Source organism: Streptomyces viridosporus, assembly GCF_002078235.1.
GTDB lineage: Bacteria > Actinomycetota > Actinomycetes > Streptomycetales > Streptomycetaceae > Streptomyces > Streptomyces viridosporus.
The window spans coordinates 18,050-32,917 of sequence record NZ_MSGP01000147.1 but is presented as its reverse complement, the minus strand read 5'-3'; the positions used below and the strand labels follow the sequence as shown (position 1 = coordinate 32,917).

Sequence of the window (14,868 nt, the reverse complement as noted above, 5' to 3'; positions counted from 1 at the left end):
GCACCGGGCGCGGCGGGTCGCCGCTGCGGCGCAGGGGTGGCGGCCCCCGGGATCGACGGGCACCTGCGTTCCACCTTCCCGGTGGAGCGCGACGGTCAGGACGTGCGGGGAAAGGTGACGCTGAACGCCGGGGAGGCCGGCGGCTGCGTGTTCACCGTCTGCGCGTCCGGCGGCGAGGCGCCCGCACCCCCACGGTCGACGGGCTCGACGGGCAGCTCGAGGAAGTCGGCCGGTTCTGGCAGCACTGGCTGCGCCGGTCCCGCTACCGAGGACGGTGGCCCGAGCTGGTGCACCGCTCGGCCATCATCCTCGAACTCCTCACCTACGCCCCCACCGGCGCCCCGGTCGCGGCGGCCACCACGGGCCTGCCCGAGCAGGTCGGCGGGGAGCGCAACCGGGACTACCGGTTCACCTGGGTACGCGACAGCGCGCTGTCCGTGCGGGCCATGCTGGACCTCGGCTTCGTCGAGGAGGCCACCGGATTCGTCCACTGGCTGGTGGACAGGCTGCGCGAGCGCGAGGGCAAGGAGGGAGAGCCGCTCCAGACGATGTACCGGCTCGACGGCGATCCCGACCTGCCGGAGGAGACGCTCGATCACTTCGAGGGCTGTCGCGGCTCCTCGCCCGTCCGCATGGGCAACGGCGCCGCCGACCAACTCCAGCTGGACATCTACGGTGAGGCCCTCTACGCGGTGTCCCAAGGGGCCGAGCTCGCGCAACAGGCCGGTTTCGAGGGGTGGCGGGCGCTCACCAGGACGCTGGACTGGTTCGCCGACGCCTGGGACCGGCCGGACGAGGGCATCTGGGAGACCCGCGGCGGCCGCCAGGACTTCACCTTCAGCCGGGTGATGTCGTGGGTCGCCTTCGGCCACGGGCTGCGCCTGGCCGATTCCTTCCGCAGGCCCGCCGATCTGGAACGGTGGCGCACGGCGCGGGGTGCCGTCTTCGACCAGATCATGGAACGCGGCTGGAGCGAGAAGGAGCGCGCCTTCGTCCAGCACTACGACGGCGATGTCCTGGACGCCTCGCTGCTGCTCCGACCACCACCGGCGACCAGCCGATCTGCCGCGCAGCCCGCGGCCCGGCCGGAAGCGCGCGGCTGCCGCGCTCACGATCGGCCCTGCACGATGGGCAGATGAAGGGGTCCTCGCAGGACGGGGCTGCGCCGGTACGGCGGCGGATCGGAGACCAGGCCGGGCCGGTCGAGGCGGCGCACCAGCTCGGTCAGCGCGATCTGTGTCTCCAGCCGCGCCAGGGGGCCGCCGAAGCACAGGTGGATGCCGCTGCCGAATCCGAGGTGCTGGTTGTCCCGCCGGTCGGGGTCGAAGCGGTCGGGGTCGTGGAAGCGGTTCGGATCGCGGCTGCCCGAGGCGAGCATGAGCATGATCTGCGAGCCCTTGGGGATGACGGTGTCGGCGACGGTGATGTCGCTGTACGCCGCGCGCCAGGGAATGATGTGCACGGGCGGTTCGTAGCGCAGCAGTTCCTCGACCAGCGGGACGACCAGGCCCGGTCGGTCGCGCAGTCGCTCGAGCACCTCCGGGTGGCGCAGCAGCGTCAGCATGCCGTTGGTGATGAGGTTGACGGTGGTCTCGTGGCCGGCGATCAGCAGCAGATTGGCGGTGCTGACGATCTCCTCGTCGGTCATCCGCCCGTCCGGCCCGTCATCGTTGGCCAGCCGTGTCAACAGGTCGTCGCCCGGTCGGCCGTGGCGCTGCTCCAGCAGCCCGCCGAGGTACTGGCGCAGGTCTTTGCGGGCCTGCACGCCCTTGTCCAGTTTCTCCTTCGGGTCGGTCTCGGGGTTGTAGTCGATCGCGTCGATGATGCCGTTCACCCACAGGTGGAACCTCGGTTCGTCCTCGCGCGGCACGCCGAGCAGGTGGCAGATCACCGTGACGGGGAACGGGTAGGCGAAGTCGTCGACGATGTCGATCTGCTCCTCGTCCGCGAAGTCGTCGATCAGACCGCTGACGACGGAGGTCAGGTCGCCTTCCAGGCCGGCCACCAGCCCCGGGGTGTGCGGGGGGCCGAAGTGCCGCATCGCCATGCGCCGCAGACGGTCGTGCTCGGGCGGGTCCATGTTGATGAACGCCGGTGTGACCCCTTCGTCGGTAGCGGGCGTCGGGCGTGACAGATGGCGGACGTCGGAGCTCAGGTGCGGGTCGTGCAGCAGGTCCGTGAGCTCACGGTAGGTGCTGACGACGTAGCTGCCGTCCTCCTGCCGGGCCACCGGCGTCCTGCGCAGCTCGGCGTACAGCGGGTAGGGGTCGGCCCGGGAGGAGTGGTCGAGGATCCGGCGCAGCGTGTCGGGCGTCTCGGTCGTGGTCATCTCGCCTTCCCTCCTACCGGTGGTGCTGTTGCGCGGCCGTGACCCGCCGCTCACCCGGGTCGTGACCGGTGACGACCACGGTGGCGCCCTGGGCCAGGAGGGCGGGGCCGGGAAAGTCGACGGGCACGGGTTTCATGTCGACGGGCTGGTCGGGCGTGGGACAGGGCGGGGGGAAGGGCGCGGCCCTCTCGATCAACTGCCGGTAGTGGTCGAGCCACTTCGCGTTGTTGAAGCTCACCGCCGCGGTGACGCGGCCCTGGTAGCCGTACGCGGCGACGAAACGGCGGTCGGACACGGACCCCTGGGTGACGACCACCTCGTCGGCGAAGGTGGGCACGCCGACGGACTTGATGTTGACGCCGAACTGGATCGACCAGAACACCGGGATGGACAGGTGGGGCCGGCGGTCCGCCTGGCCACTGACCATGTTGTGCGCCGCGACCTCGGCCTGCTCCACGGCGTTGGCCCGGTGCTCCAGCGAGATGAGCCGGTACTCGTAGACCGGGTTCGGGCAGCGCGCCACGTCTCCGGCGACGAAGACGTCGTCGGTGATCAGGTCGTTGAGGTCGAGAGCGCGGCAGCCCGTGTCGCAGGCGATTCCCCGGACACCCGCCGCCAGGCCCGAGCCCCGCAGCCATTCGGTGTTGCGTATGCCCCCGAGTGACACCACCGCCACGTCGGCGTCGACGGTGCTGCCGTCGTCGAAGTGGGCGCGGCGGAAGTGCCCCTGCGCGTCGCCCTCCAGCCGGGTGACCTTGACACCGCAGCGCAGATCGACGCCGTGAGCACGCTGCATGTCCGTCGCGATCTCACCGATCATGGCACCGAGCGCCCCGACCAGCGGGGCGGGCGCGAGTTCGGCGACGGTCACCGGGATGTCCCGCTCGCGGCAGATGGAGGCGATCTCGGAGCCGGTGAATCCCGCACCGATGACCAGTACGCGGGAGGGCCCGGCGGCGAGGGCTCGCCGAAGGCGCTCGGCGTGTTCGCGCGTTCGTACGACGAATACGCCGTCCAGGGCCGCCTCGGACTCGACGAACCAGGGCCGGGCCCGTACTCCGGTGGAGATCAGCACCCGGTCGAAGGGAACCTCGCGTCCGTCGGCGAGACGCACGTGGTTGGTGGCCAGGTCCAGGCCGTCGGCGGGCACCCCCAGCAGCCACTCCGCGTCGATGTCACGCCGTCGCGGCAGGGTGGTGCCGTCGGCCGGCACCCACCCGGTCAGTACCTGCTTGGAGAGGGGAGGCCGGTCGTAGGGCTCGCCCGGTTCGTCACCGATCATGGTCAACGATCCGGTGAAGCCCTCGTCGCGCAGAGCCTCCGCGGCCCGCAGTCCGGCCAGTGACGCTCCGACGACCACGATGCGGCCGTCGCGCTTGAACGCTTGCAGGTTGTCGGCGCTGGTCATGACTTCGACGCCTCCACCGGTACGTCCCGTCCCTCCAGCCGGTCGACCAGGATCGCTTGGACCGGGCAGGCCGCCGCGGCGCGCAGGACCTGGTCGCGCTGGGCGTCGTCGGGGTTCGGGTCGTACATCAGCGCTTCCTCGCCGTGCATCCGGAACGCGTCCGGGGCCAGGAAAGCGCACTGCGCATACCCCTGGCAGCGGGAAAGATCAACGACAACTTTCATCCCGAACTCCATTTCGGGGACGAGAAGCTGCAGGCCCTGAGACAGCGTCACCACGGCGCTCGAAACGCGAGGCACGCCTTCGAGGAAGGGAATCGGCTGTTGCGCACCCCTGCGAAGGCGAAGGGGTGCAACACGCGCGTCAGAGGTCCCCGCAGAAAGAATTGATCTTCACGAATGAGGCCCGGGTATCTACGAAACCGTCCGGAGAACCTCGCCTTTCCTTCGAAAGGCTGTCCCGCGCGCATGTCGTCCGCACTCGGGCGCGGACTGTGCGGACGTCGGTCACCCCTGATCACTCCGGACCGCGTGGCGCTGGTCCCGCGCCTCCCGTCTCACCCAGGCCGAACGGACGGGAGACATCCGCCCGGACAGCGCGGAGCCGCACCGCCCGCAGCCGCCGACGTCCCGCCACCGCCCCTTCGTGCCGCCGACGGATGGGGATCGGCTTCCGGCCCCGGCCGGGCGGCGGTGCACGGGGCCGCAGGAGACGGAGAGCGAGACGGGCGCGGCGCTCGTTGCCGGTGCGGCCCCGCACCGGGCCGCATTCGGCTGTGCCGCATTCGGCTGTTCGGCCGACGAAAGGCGAGGCCGTGCCGGGCGTCGCGAGCCGCAGCGGCCTTCACCCTGTGATCATGGGGCGTCCACGGGAAGTGACCGATGAGGAGCGCCGGGGCGCGGGGGCCGATGTGCCGCCGCGGGGCGCCCGCGGGAACGCGCCGGAGGCGATGCGGTGAACTCGCTGACCTCGCTGCCGGCGGTGGCGCTGGTGGTGGGCGGACTCCTGCTCGCCCTGCTGGTCGCGGCCGCGGCGCGGATCGGCGTCCGGGCGCTGGTCCCGGCCGGGGAACGGGACCGGGTACCGCAGATCGCCACGCCCTGATGCCGACCCTCGGCGCCGCCTTCGCGATCTTTGCGGCCCTCTCCCTGGCCAGCGAGGCCGGCTACCTGCGCGCAGCCGAGGGACTGGTGAGCGACGAGGCGGCCGCGGCCTCCCGCCTGGCATGGGCGGCGACGAGCCCGCGCGTCCACTCGGAGCCGATCCACGCGGCCCTGCTGGACTACCTGCGGATCACGCGCGCCAGGGAGTGGCGGGGCGCGGCGGCGGCGTCCGGCGACGACCCGGCCACCGCTCACGCGATCGCACAGCTGGAGCGGACCGTGCGCGCCGAGGCGGCCCGGCCCGACGTGGGCACCCCGGCCGGCACCGAGCTGCTGGTCTCCCTGGACAGCATCACCAACAACCGCCGCGCCCGCATCGCGGCCGCCGCCCGCGACGTCCCCACCCTCTACGTCGTCACGCTGGTGGTCAGCGGACTGGCCCTGATCGCGAACTCCGGCGCACTGGTCTTCCGCAGCAGCCTGCGAACATCGCTGCTCATCGTGGGGGCGGCGAGCGTGGTCGGGCTGAGCCTGGCGCTGCTCTTCGCACTCAGCGCGCCCTGGAGCGGCCCGTTCATCGTCAGCGGGCATCCACTCGACGCCACCATCGAGGACCTGAGGTCCGGCTTCTTCACCGGCGGACCGTAGCCGACGAGCACGATGGTCCCGTGGTCGACCCGGAGCACATCGAAGCGGAGAGCGTGGCGTACTTCCGAGCGCTCGATGAGAACGCCCCCCTGCGGCACCACTTCCGCGGCACTGACGAGGAGGGCGGCTCGTGGTACTTCGAGGCCGTACCCGACCGCGGCGAGCTGGTCGCCGTCAAGCAAGCCGAGCTGACTCCGGCCGGCCGGCTCCACCGGTACAGCTGGAAGCACCTGGAGGACGAGCACGGCTTCCTGACGGACCAAGCGATCGACCCCGAAGAGGACCTGCTGGAGACCATCCCTGCCGAAGAGTTCCAGCGGGTGTGGACTCGGTGAACGGGCTGGACGACCACTTCGGGGGAGCGGCCTTACCTGTCGGTGTCAGCCGACCGACTCGGTCTGGCTCGGCCCCTGTGGGCATCCGGGAGGAGACCTTCTCCCGAACTTCTCCCAGCCTTGACAGGGGTCGGCCCCGCGATCACTGCCGTCTACGCGCGCCTGGCTGTCCTAGTTGTCCTGGCCGAGGGCGGAGGGCACAGAAGGCGGGGGAAGCGGGGACGGCGTGGCAGCAGACAGCGCGCCGAGCACATGAGGCTGCTCGGCGTCGCCGCCCTGCCCGCCACGGCCCGAGCGCGGGGCCGGGGACCCGGCCCCGCCACATCCGATACGCCGTCAGGAACTCACACTCGACAACGTGACGGCGTCCTCTGTCCGCAAACCCTCCCTCTCAGCTCTCCGTAAGCGTGACGTCGGGGCAGGAATACAGGTCGGCGGCAGAGGCGACGAAGGCGGCGAACGTGTTCCCTCGAACCTTCGAGACCCGATCATGCCTGTCCGAGAGGGCGCCGGTGTACTCGTTGTTCCAGTGAACGGCGAAGTACACGTCGCCTTCGGCGCAGTGCAGAACGGCTTGGTCGAAGGAGGTGACACCGTGGCCGTTGGGGAGCTCGCGGAAACCGTAAGTGTCCTGGAGGGCCGCGTCGACCATGTCCCGGTCCGAGGTCGCGGCAAAGGAGACGGCGGCCCCGGCACTGCCGGCCAGGGTCAGATCGCACGCCCACACGTCCTTCGCGTCCTTGCTGATCTGCTCCTGATCGGGTTCGGCGACACCGGTGATCACGGCGTCGTCGGGCAAGGAGAAGTCCGGCAGTCCGCACACCTTCCCGACGTCCGCCGTGCGCACGTCGTCAGGTGCGGCGAGTTCCGGTGACTCCTTCAACGCCGGGGTGGCGCATCCGGCGTCCGCGGCGACTCTCCGCGCTGCACGGGTCAGAAGTCGGGCCAGTCCTTCCGGGTCGGCCTGGCCCTTCGTCACGGTGGCTTCGACGGCGGACACACTGTCGCCGTCGGGCGGGACGGTGAGGGCCCCCTGTATGTTGCCCACCTTGCTCCAACACGACTTCGGCAGGACGACGTAACCCCCGGTGGGCGTCACGGCGCCGTTCGTTTCACCTTTGAAGTAGGAACGTGCGCCGGGGTTCTTCCACACATGAGTGGTGTACGGGAAGGGCCCGTTCTCGTTCGCGGTCTTCAAGGTGACTTGCTGGTCCCCGTGCCCAGGCATGCGACTGGTGCGCTCGATCACGCAGGTGAATTCCGGCTTGTCGGGGGAGCTTTGTACGCGCCCTTCCGACACCCGGCCCGAGGAATTCAGGGCGGCTTGTGCGTCTGCGGATCCCACCCGCTGGTCGCAAAACGATTCCGACCCCATCAGATTCGTGTTCTGCCACACGTGCGCCGAGACAAGAGCGCTGACGGAAACCAGTGTTCCCGCAGTGATGAGCAGTGTTTTCTTCCTGCGTGGGCTGGTGGCCATGTGTGTATCGGTTCCTTGTCTCGGGCGTGGGCTCAGCGGGACCGCAAAGCTTCGTACGCGGTCTGCCGTCCGGAAATGTAGCTCTGCTGGGCCTCACCGGCAGCGTCCTCAGCGATCTCCGGGCCAGACTTCGTTCCTTGCCCCACTTGTCCAAGTAGCGGTCGATCACCGATGTGGTAGCCGTGGAACCTTGTATCGGTTGCGCTGGAAATCTTGTTGTCGTGTACGTCCATCTTCACGTCACCATCGACGGCGTCGAGGGTGCCGGTGACTTCGCCATATTTGCGGGCGTCGTTCAGGGCGGCGGTGGCATTCGGGAAATTTTTGTTCATCAAATGCTCGGGCGTATAACCCTGGTGCGCATGATGAATGCGCTCGGAGTTCTGAATGTCGTCTGCCCGCTGCGCAAGGTGACCTTGCAGACCGCGGTCGACGATGACCTGCTCCGGACCCCTCCCTGTCGGATCACCGGCTTCAACACGATCAACAAGTGGGCCGCCGGCGTCTCCGACACCCTGGCTCTGGGCATCCTGTGCGAGGCGTACGGCATGGGTGTGCCCACCGCCGTTCTCCCCTATCTGAACGCCGCCCAGGCGGCGCACCCCGCCTACGCGCGGAGTCTGGAGGTGCTGCGTGAGATGAACGTCATGATCGGCACCTACGAGCCCCACAGGCCGAAGGCCGGCGGCGGGGCGGACCGCTTCCGGTGGGAGGAGGCCCTGGACCTTCTGGAGCCCCGGCTCGGTCGGCGGGCATGACGCGGCCCCGACGAGTGAGGTGGCGCGCATCCGGTGCGCTTCTGGCACGCGACGAGTGATCACCGCCCACGACAACAAGGCCCAGGTCGGAGACCTGGGCCTTGTGCGTGGAGCGGGTGGCGAGGATCGAGCCCGCGCTCTCGGTCCGGGAAGCGGCGGCGCTTGCGTGACCGGGTGGCGGCCGGCCCGCAGGAGCCCCCGGGGTCAGGCCGCGGGCCGGGTCGCCCGGCCCACGCTCATGTAGGTGAAGCCCGCCTGTGACAGGGTGGCCGGATCGAGCAGGTTGCGGCCGTCGAAGAGGAGCGGGCGGCGCATGCGGCGGGCCGCGGTCGGCCAGTCGGCGGCCCTCAGCTCCGGCCACTCGGTCACCACGATCGCCGCGTCCGCACCCGTCACCGCCTCCAGCGGTGAGGCGTGCCGCGTCACCGAGGTCCACGGCTCGACCGGACCGGGGCGGCCCATCGGGTCCCAGCCGGTCACCTCGGCCCCCTCGGCGAGCAGCCGCGAGGCGATCACCGCGCTGGGGGCCTCGCGCATGTCGTCGGTGCCCGGCTTGAAGGTCAGGCCGAGCAGCGCGACCCGACGGCCCCTGAGGCCGCCGAGCTCCTCCTTCAGGCGCTGCACCGCCCGCCTCGGCTGCAGCTCGTTGACCTCGATGACGGCGTTGAGCAGCTGGAAGGGGTAACCGGAGTTGCTGGCCATGGCCCGCAGCGCGCGGGTGTCCTTCGGGAAGCACGAGCCGCCGTAGCCGAGGCCGGCGTCGAGGAAGTGCGGGCCGAGCCGGTGGTCCATGCCGACGGCCCGGGAGACCCGCTGGATGTCCGCCCCGGTCGCCTCGCACACCGCGGCGATCTCGTTGATGAAAGTGATCTTCGTGGCGAGCAGTGCGTTGGAGGCGAGCTTGACCATCTCGGCGGAGGCCACGTCCATGATCTCGACCGGCGCGTCGATCCCGTCGTACAGGTCCCGCACCCAGTGGGCCGTGGCCTCGTCCGAGGCGCCGATCACCACCCGGTCGGGGCGCAGGAAGTCCTCTACGGCCCTGCCCTCGGCGGTGAACTCGGGGTTGGAGGCGTATCCCACGTGGCCGAGCCCGGCCTCGTCGAGCGCGGCCCGCACCCGGGCGCCGGTGCCCACTGGCACCGTGCTCTTCACGACCACCGCGACGAGGGGCGAGGCGGCCTCGAGCGCGTCGACGACCGACCAGATCCGGGACAGGTCCGCGTCGCCCGACGCCGTGGGCGGGGTGTCGACGCACACGTACACGGCCTCGGCGTCCCGCAGGGCCTCCCGGGCGTCGAGCGTGAACGAGAGCCGCTCCTTGTTCTGGGCGATCAGATCACCGAGCCCGGGCTCGAAGAGGGGCACCTCCCCGGAGCGCAGCAGTCGGATCCGTTCCGGCTGGATGTCGCGCACCACCACCCGATGACCGAGCTGGGCGAAGCACGCACCGGTCACCAGGCCGATGTAGCCCGCGCCGAAGACGGCGATGTTGCGTGGGATGTCGATCATTGGCGGAAGTCGTCCTCCGTCATGACGCCCTAGTTCCGGCGTCCCTGGTTTCTGGGATGGTTGCGGGCCGTGCGCTCGTTGCCGAACTTGTAGGAGCCGGTCCAGCGTGCCATCACCTCCTGCGCGTCGCCGGCCTCCACTTCCTCGGTGAAGCGGACGGCGCGCTGGCCGCGCAGTGTGGTGGCCCTGCGGCCCCGGTGGGTGATGACGACGGTGCCGTCGGCACGCGTCTCGTAGCTGAACCCGAAAGGTGCGGGCATGACCGGCTCCACCTCGTGTCTGTCGTGTCGTGCGGGTGCTGTGTCGGTGCGTGAACGTCGGTGCACAACAGTCGGTGCACAAGCACCGGTGCACAAGCACCGCGGGGCAACTGCCCTCGCGCAACCGTCGGTGAACAAGGGCCGTGGGACAACTGCCTTTGCGTAAACGTTGATGCACCAGCGCCGCGGGGCGACCGCTTTTGCGTAAACGTTGATGCACCAGCGCCACGGGGCGACCGCCTTTGCGCGACCGTCGGTCCCCCGACGCCGCGGGGCGCCCCGGTGCACGACCGACGGCGGGCGGGCAGCGGTGCGCGCGGACTCTAGCCGGTGTGGCGGACCGTCCCGTCCGGGACGGCCGGTGCCGGCGGGTGGTGCACCGGGAGGGGAAGCGGGACCGTTCCCTCCTCTTCGGCGAGGCGGGCGCGGGCGAAGAGGCGCACCAGCGGATGCAGCCGGTCCCCGTACCCACCGCGCTCCTTCTGGGCACGACCGTCTTCACCGTGGTTCCCCGCTGTTCCCCGCTCGATCTGGTGCGGTAGTGGTGCAGCGCTGCGGCGTCCAAGAGCTGATCAGTTGACCACGCTCCCTTCCTGGATCCCCTCCCCCGTCCGGGATGCCCGGCTGCTAGCGTCCGGCACCATGTGGGCGCAAGAGATCGTGGCCGGTCGACCGGCTTGGCGGCACGCCCCCTCCGGAGTGGTCTTCCGGGCTGTTCCCGGTGGGACGTTCCGGATGGGCTTGTCCGGCGCGGAGCTGGACGCCGTTCGTGCCATCGAGCGGGCCGACGGCGCCGACGACGACCTCGAAGCGTTCTTCGCCGGTGCCGTCCAGGCCCGGCCGGTGCGAGAAGTGCGGGTCGAGCCGTTCCTGATCGCCCGGCATCCGCTCACGGTGGCGCAAGTACGGCACTGGCTGCCCGAGTACGAGGACAGCTTCGCGGACTCGGCTTCGAGCACGGCCCGGCTCGAGGACGACTTGGATGACCTGCTGGGGACGTTGCCCTTCCGGCTGCCCAGCGAGGCGGAGTGGGAGTATGCGGCCCGGGCAGGCACGACCACCCTGACCTTCCGCGGGGAGGGGAGGCCGGACGAGGACCAGGTGCTCGACGACTTCGCCGACGAGGAGCGCACTGCCGCGGCCGAGAACGCCTTCGGGCTGGCGGCGATGGGGTCGGCCAATGAAATCTGCGCCGACGTGTGGATCCCGCACTTCACGGACGCACCGGTGGACGCACACCCCCGCACCGGGGACGGACCGCGGGTGGTGCGCGGAGGCGCCGGCGACCTCTCTCCGTGGCAGGGTTGCGACGAGTGGCTGCTGTTGCTCTCCGCCACCCGCTACGAGTTCCAGGACTTCACCGCGGTCCGTCCGGTCGCACCTGTGCCAACCAGTCAGGGGCATGCCGAGCACGGAGACAACACGTAGACGGAACGCGCGCCACGGGAACTCCGACACACCTTCGTGTCCTGTTCTCCGATCGTGGCGTCCCCTAGAAGTGATCCCTCAGCTCGTCAGGCATCCCCCTCGCACCGGTCGCCCGGTCGAGCCGCGGAACCTCTACCGTTCCTTCACCCGCGTCGCCCGGTCCGCCGGCCTCCGGGTGATCCGGCTGCACGACGCCCGGCACGGTACGGCCACGCTCCTGACGGCGGCCGGGGGCGCGCCCCGCGTGGTGATGGAGATCCCGGGCCACTCCCAAATCAGCACCATCATGGACGTGTACACGCACGTCGTGCAGGACACACAGCACGAGGCCATGAGCCGTATGGACCGGCTGCTCAGGAAGAGGCGTCCCGGTCGTCGGTGACCGACGCCGTTGATGTCAGAAGTGGATGCCAAAGGCCCCTGGAAACCACCGATCGGTCAGGGGCCTTTGCGCTGGTGCCCCCGGCAGGATTCGAACCTGCGACCCCCGCTTTAGGAGAGAGAGGCAGGATGATCCGGCGCCTGAGCTGCGGCTTCGCCGACCGGTCAGGCGCGTGTGCCTCGCTGCACCCCCGCCGGTCTCGGTCACGCTGCCAGTGCAGTCGACCGGAGCAAGCTGCGACGGTCGGCACATGCTCATGGTGTCTGAGCTCTCGACTCGGGAAACTGAGGTGATCTACGGGAGGTTGCTCGACTGGCCTGGCCAGGAGCACTGCGAGCACCTGACCGGATCCGCTGTGGCCTCCACAAGAGGCTGTCAGGGCACATCCCGCTGAGCACGCTGACACGGCATACAGCGGCGGTGCTGAGTTCCGTTGACCAGAGAGACAGAAGAAGCCCGTGGCTCTGACCAGCTCAGATGCCGTGGGCTTCTGTCGTTGTCGGTCGGCGTCGGGTGACCTCGTACGGCCCAGAGACGACCCAGCGCCGATCCTGATCGGAACCGGCGGACCGTGGGCTGACCTCTTGGCCGTGGCAACCCGTCGGTGATCGTGAAGCAGAGTGTTTGCACGGGAGCGGGGAAGGGGTCAGAGCGGGAGGGAGGACAGGAGGCAACTGTGACCGTCCTCGCGATCTTTCTTCTCATCATCGGGACGCTCCTGGTCCTGATGGGCGCGCTTCTGATCCTTATCGGGACGTTTCTGATCGCCATCGGGGTGGCCTTGATCCTTATGGGGGCGGCCCTGATCGCCGTGGGCACGTTCTTGCTGATCCGGAGGCTTCTTGGCCGTGATCGAACACGGTCTCACTCCTGGTGAATCTGAGGGTGGCCCTTCAGCACAGCCACAACTGATCACCGGCGGCCGTGACCTGCGGCCGCCTTATCGATCAACGCTCTGGTCTGCTGCTGAGCTGTCGGTAGCTGTCGACGTTGGTCATCATCGAGCGCCCTTCCACGACCCCAGGGCAGTCCGGGAGGGCGCTCATGCGTGAGCACCGCATGAGGAGTTCGATCCGTGCCTGCCCCGGCTGCGGCCGTCGACCGGTGCGACGGCCGAACAGAGTCGCTGATGTATGCCCCCGTCCGGCGTCGTTGGTGTCAGCCGCGGATGTCGGAAGCCTTCTGATTCATAGCTCCGAAGAGATCTGTTACCCGCAGTCGATGTCGGTCGATCCCCCACGGAGGACCGGATCGGTGCTCGTACCACTGATCCGGAGATGACCGCCGTCCCGCCCCCAGGACAGTTCGTATGTGCCTGCGTCGATGGGCCGGTAACCATCGTCGACCGTCCAGGATCCCGACTCGCCCAAGGCCAGGCCGGTGCGCCCCACCGCGTACACCTCGCCATTGCCGCTCATGAGGAAGGACGCCTCCCGCACCACGGTCGTGCAGCCCCCCGGCTCCGCAGGGCGCAGCACGCGGTACTCCACGTTCGAGATCAGGTCGTCTACCGCTCCCCATGTAGTGCCGAGTGCTGCCGTCACGATCAGCAGACTGCTCCCCAACCGTGCCCGCTTGGCTCGCTTCCACAGGAGCCTCGAAGCGTCCGTCGGGTGGCCCACCCGGGCGAAGGCCCATCGGAGAACGAGCGAAACGACAAGGAGAACTGCACTCACGCCCCAGCCGGGGATCACCCGCCCCTGCCTCGGTCGGCGGGTATGACGCGGCCCCGACGAGTGATCACCGCCCACGACAACAAGGCCCAGGTCTCCGACCCGGGCCTTCTTCGTGGAACGGGTGACGAGAATCGAACTCGCGCTCTCAGCTCGGGAAGCGATGGTGCCTGGGTGGGCTGCATGGCTCTGACCAGCACAGACACCTGGTGCTCGAAGTGGTCGTGGGGGTCGGATCGCACCGTTGCCGACCGTGGTTTTCCGTCTCTACGGGCACGCGGAGGAAACGGAACCTCGGGAGGGGAGAGGCCGGCGTTGCTGACGGTGCAACCGCACATGGGCTGCCTCGTACGGAGAGCAGCTGCTGATGTGACGTTGCAGCTGTATACGAGTGGCCCGGCTGGGGTATCGCGGAGGCACCGTCAGAGAAGTACGTCCAAGTCTCACGACGCTCGAAGTGTCCGCGCGAAGTCACGACGACCGCGTAGTTCGGCGAGGAGCCGTACGGTGCGCTGTTCGTCGCCGAGGTCACGTGTGACAGCTCGGTCGCCGAGGTCGACCGCGCTGGAAAGCTCGCGACGGACGGCGACTCCGGGCGTCCCGCTCGATTGCGCCGTGCGGTGCCGGCGGCCGATGAGTTTCCCGGCCGTCGGTCGGACGGGTGGATCAGCGCAGTCCGGCGAAGAGATCGTTCTCGGGTACGGCGGCGCCGGTGGCGTCCTGGACACGTACGAAGGTCTCCGTGCCCATCAACTCGCCGAACTTCTCCTTGCCCATCTTGAGGAAGAAGATGTTCTCGCCCTGACTGGCGTGCGCGGCCAGCGCATCGAACTTCTGACCGCTGAACGCGGTGGTGTCCACCCACGTGGTGATCTCATCGTCGGGGAGGCCGATCTCGGCCATCGCGGCGGCCTCGGCAGGATCCGGCTCCGGCATGTCCTCATGGAACTCGCGCATGATCTCGCCGAACCGCTGCATCCCCGAGCGGGGCATCGTGGTCCAGTACACCTTCGGTGTCAGCGCGGTCATCTTCAGTGCCGCCATCGTGATGCGGTGGGCCTGGATGTGGTCGGGGTGGCCATAGAAGCCGTTCTCGTCGTAGGTGACGACCACATCGGGTCGGTAGTGCCGCATGAGTTCCGCGAGTCGGGCGGCGCCTTCCTCGACGGGGGTCTGCCAGAAGGATCCGGGGGCGTCGTTGCTCGGCCAGCCCATCATCCCGGAGTCGGCGTAGTCCAGCATCTCCAGCTCGCTGACCTTCAGGACGTCACAGCTCGCCTCGAGTTCGCGCCGGCGCATCAAGGCGACCGCCGCCGGATCATGTCCGGGATCACCCGGCTTGACGCCCCCCGGTCCGTCACCGCAACCGCCGTCGGTACACGTCACGAGAACCGTGCGGATGCCTTCCGCCGCGTACCGCGCGAGGACCCCTCCGGTTCCGGTGGCCTCGTCGTCGGGGTGGGCGTGTACTGCCATGAGCGTCAAGGGCCGGTCAGTCATGAAACAGTCCTCCTGCGGAGACACGTCTTGGTCCAAGTGGCGTGGCGGGCAC

Annotated in this window: 17 protein-coding genes and 1 pseudogene; 9 read left to right on the top strand and 9 right to left on the bottom strand. The window is 69.4% G+C overall.

The features are described from left to right. Window positions 1–287 precede the first annotated feature (287 nt). Window positions 288–1,139 carry a glycoside hydrolase family 15 protein gene (locus tag B7L92_RS11510; protein ID WP_368656242.1) on the top strand — a complete coding sequence of 284 codons (852 nt, stop codon included), beginning with the start codon at window positions 288–290 and terminating at the stop codon, window positions 1,137–1,139. Here the strand turns inward: B7L92_RS11510 and B7L92_RS11505 are convergent. Genes B7L92_RS11505 through B7L92_RS11495 form a run of 3 tightly spaced genes read right to left on the bottom strand, consistent with a single transcriptional unit; the run spans window position 1,109 to window position 3,961 of the window. Continuing rightward, window positions 1,109–2,329, bottom strand: coding sequence for a cytochrome P450 (locus B7L92_RS11505; RefSeq protein WP_081237326.1), 1,221 nt, complete (start codon window positions 2,327–2,329; stop codon window positions 1,109–1,111). The genes B7L92_RS11510 and B7L92_RS11505 overlap by 31 nt on opposite strands. Window positions 2,330–2,342: 13 nt before the next feature. Beyond that, window positions 2,343–3,737, bottom strand: coding sequence for an NAD(P)/FAD-dependent oxidoreductase (locus B7L92_RS11500; RefSeq protein WP_081237325.1), 1,395 nt, complete (start codon window positions 3,735–3,737; stop codon window positions 2,343–2,345). Beyond that, window positions 3,734–3,961, bottom strand: a complete 228-nt coding sequence (locus tag B7L92_RS11495) for a ferredoxin (protein ID WP_081237331.1) — start codon at window positions 3,959–3,961, stop codon at window positions 3,734–3,736. The genes B7L92_RS11500 and B7L92_RS11495 overlap by 4 nt, the downstream gene beginning before the upstream one ends. Before the next feature lie 730 nt (window positions 3,962–4,691). Between B7L92_RS11495 and B7L92_RS41360 the strand changes: the two genes are divergently transcribed. Genes B7L92_RS41360 through B7L92_RS11485 form a run of 3 tightly spaced genes read left to right on the top strand, consistent with a single transcriptional unit; the run spans window position 4,692 to window position 5,823 of the window. Next, on the top strand, window positions 4,692–4,841 hold the full coding sequence (locus tag B7L92_RS41360) for a hypothetical protein (RefSeq protein WP_174703951.1): 150 nt from the start codon (window positions 4,692–4,694) through the stop codon (window positions 4,839–4,841). Continuing rightward, window positions 4,841–5,488 carry a bestrophin-like domain gene (locus B7L92_RS11490; protein WP_174703950.1) on the top strand — a complete coding sequence of 216 codons (648 nt, stop codon included), beginning with the start codon at window positions 4,841–4,843 and terminating at the stop codon, window positions 5,486–5,488. The genes B7L92_RS41360 and B7L92_RS11490 overlap by 1 nt, the downstream gene beginning before the upstream one ends. A 20-nt stretch (window positions 5,489–5,508) precedes the next feature. Further along, a complete protein-coding gene (locus B7L92_RS11485) occupies window positions 5,509–5,823 on the top strand; it encodes a hypothetical protein (RefSeq protein WP_081237324.1) in 315 nt (104 codons plus the stop codon). Between the two features lie 391 nt (window positions 5,824–6,214). On the opposite strand, the gene B7L92_RS11480 is transcribed toward B7L92_RS11485, so the two are convergent. Both B7L92_RS11480 and B7L92_RS40265 read right to left on the bottom strand, forming a co-directional pair. Next, complete coding sequence (locus tag B7L92_RS11480; protein ID WP_143626295.1) at window positions 6,215–7,303, bottom strand: hypothetical protein; 1,089 nt, start codon at window positions 7,301–7,303, stop codon at window positions 6,215–6,217. A 32-nt stretch (window positions 7,304–7,335) separates the two neighbouring features. Continuing rightward, a complete protein-coding gene (locus tag B7L92_RS40265) occupies window positions 7,336–7,635 on the bottom strand; it encodes a hypothetical protein (protein ID WP_143626294.1) in 300 nt (99 codons plus the stop codon). A 3-nt stretch (window positions 7,636–7,638) separates the two neighbouring features. Between B7L92_RS40265 and B7L92_RS11475 the strand changes: the two genes are divergently transcribed. Beyond that, complete coding sequence (locus B7L92_RS11475; protein WP_368656241.1) at window positions 7,639–8,061, top strand: flavoprotein; 423 nt, start codon at window positions 7,639–7,641, stop codon at window positions 8,059–8,061. A 204-nt stretch (window positions 8,062–8,265) separates the two neighbouring features. Here the strand turns inward: B7L92_RS11475 and B7L92_RS11470 are convergent, their stop codons facing one another. Further along, window positions 8,266–9,573, bottom strand: coding sequence for a UDP-glucose dehydrogenase family protein (locus tag B7L92_RS11470; protein WP_081237322.1), 1,308 nt, complete (start codon window positions 9,571–9,573; stop codon window positions 8,266–8,268). A 29-nt stretch (window positions 9,574–9,602) separates the two neighbouring features. Then, on the bottom strand, window positions 9,603–9,833 hold the full coding sequence (locus tag B7L92_RS11465) for a hypothetical protein (RefSeq protein ID WP_081237330.1): 231 nt from the start codon (window positions 9,831–9,833) through the stop codon (window positions 9,603–9,605). A 332-nt stretch (window positions 9,834–10,165) separates the two neighbouring features. Here B7L92_RS11465 and B7L92_RS40260 point away from each other — a divergent pair, with 332 nt between their 5' ends. The 4 genes and pseudogenes from B7L92_RS40260 (at window position 10,166) to B7L92_RS11445 (ending at window position 12,520) form a co-directional block, all read left to right on the top strand. Further along, a complete protein-coding gene (locus tag B7L92_RS40260) occupies window positions 10,166–10,375 on the top strand; it encodes a hypothetical protein (RefSeq protein ID WP_143626293.1) in 210 nt (69 codons plus the stop codon). 193 nt (window positions 10,376–10,568) lie between these two features. Next, entirely contained in the window at window positions 10,569–11,261 is a 693-nt protein-coding gene (locus B7L92_RS11455) for a formylglycine-generating enzyme family protein (RefSeq protein ID WP_218030441.1), read from the top strand. A gap of 100 nt (window positions 11,262–11,361) precedes the next feature. Further along, window positions 11,362–11,643, top strand: a pseudogene (locus B7L92_RS11450) (tyrosine-type recombinase/integrase); the annotation flags it as partial. Between the two features lie 676 nt (window positions 11,644–12,319). Beyond that, entirely contained in the window at window positions 12,320–12,520 is a 201-nt protein-coding gene (locus tag B7L92_RS11445; RefSeq protein ID WP_255310885.1) for a hypothetical protein, read from the top strand. A 331-nt stretch (window positions 12,521–12,851) separates the two neighbouring features. Here the strand turns inward: B7L92_RS11445 and B7L92_RS11440 are convergent, their stop codons facing one another. Both B7L92_RS11440 and B7L92_RS11435 read right to left on the bottom strand, forming a co-directional pair. Next, window positions 12,852–13,187, bottom strand: a complete 336-nt coding sequence (locus tag B7L92_RS11440; RefSeq protein ID WP_143626292.1) for a hypothetical protein — start codon at window positions 13,185–13,187, stop codon at window positions 12,852–12,854. Between the two features lie 795 nt (window positions 13,188–13,982). Next, complete coding sequence (locus tag B7L92_RS11435) at window positions 13,983–14,816, bottom strand: PIG-L family deacetylase (RefSeq protein WP_081237319.1); 834 nt, start codon at window positions 14,814–14,816, stop codon at window positions 13,983–13,985. Window positions 14,817–14,868: the final 52 nt, after the last annotated feature.

Coding starts and splice junctions, on each gene's coding strand:
- B7L92_RS11500 (WP_081237325.1), bottom strand. CDS start 3,737: ATGACCAGCGCCGACAACCTGCAAGCGTTCAAGCGCGACGGCCGCATC.
- B7L92_RS11435 (WP_081237319.1), bottom strand. CDS start 14,816: ATGACTGACCGGCCCTTGACGCTCATGGCAGTACACGCCCACCCCGAC.
- B7L92_RS11465 (WP_081237330.1), bottom strand. CDS start 9,833: ATGCCCGCACCTTTCGGGTTCAGCTACGAGACGCGTGCCGACGGCACC.
- B7L92_RS11475 (WP_368656241.1), top strand. CDS start 7,639: ATGCTCGGGCGTATAACCCTGGTGCGCATGATGAATGCGCTCGGAGTT.
- B7L92_RS11470 (WP_081237322.1), bottom strand. CDS start 9,573: ATGATCGACATCCCACGCAACATCGCCGTCTTCGGCGCGGGCTACATC.
- B7L92_RS11495 (WP_081237331.1), bottom strand. CDS start 3,961: ATGAAAGTTGTCGTTGATCTTTCCCGCTGCCAGGGGTATGCGCAGTGC.
- B7L92_RS11480 (WP_143626295.1), bottom strand. CDS start 7,303: ATGGCCACCAGCCCACGCAGGAAGAAAACACTGCTCATCACTGCGGGA.
- B7L92_RS11455 (WP_218030441.1), top strand. CDS start 10,569: ATGGGCTTGTCCGGCGCGGAGCTGGACGCCGTTCGTGCCATCGAGCGG.
- B7L92_RS11490 (WP_174703950.1), top strand. CDS start 4,841: ATGCCGACCCTCGGCGCCGCCTTCGCGATCTTTGCGGCCCTCTCCCTG.
- B7L92_RS40265 (WP_143626294.1), bottom strand. CDS start 7,635: ATGAACAAAAATTTCCCGAATGCCACCGCCGCCCTGAACGACGCCCGC.
- B7L92_RS11505 (WP_081237326.1), bottom strand. CDS start 2,329: ATGACCACGACCGAGACGCCCGACACGCTGCGCCGGATCCTCGACCAC.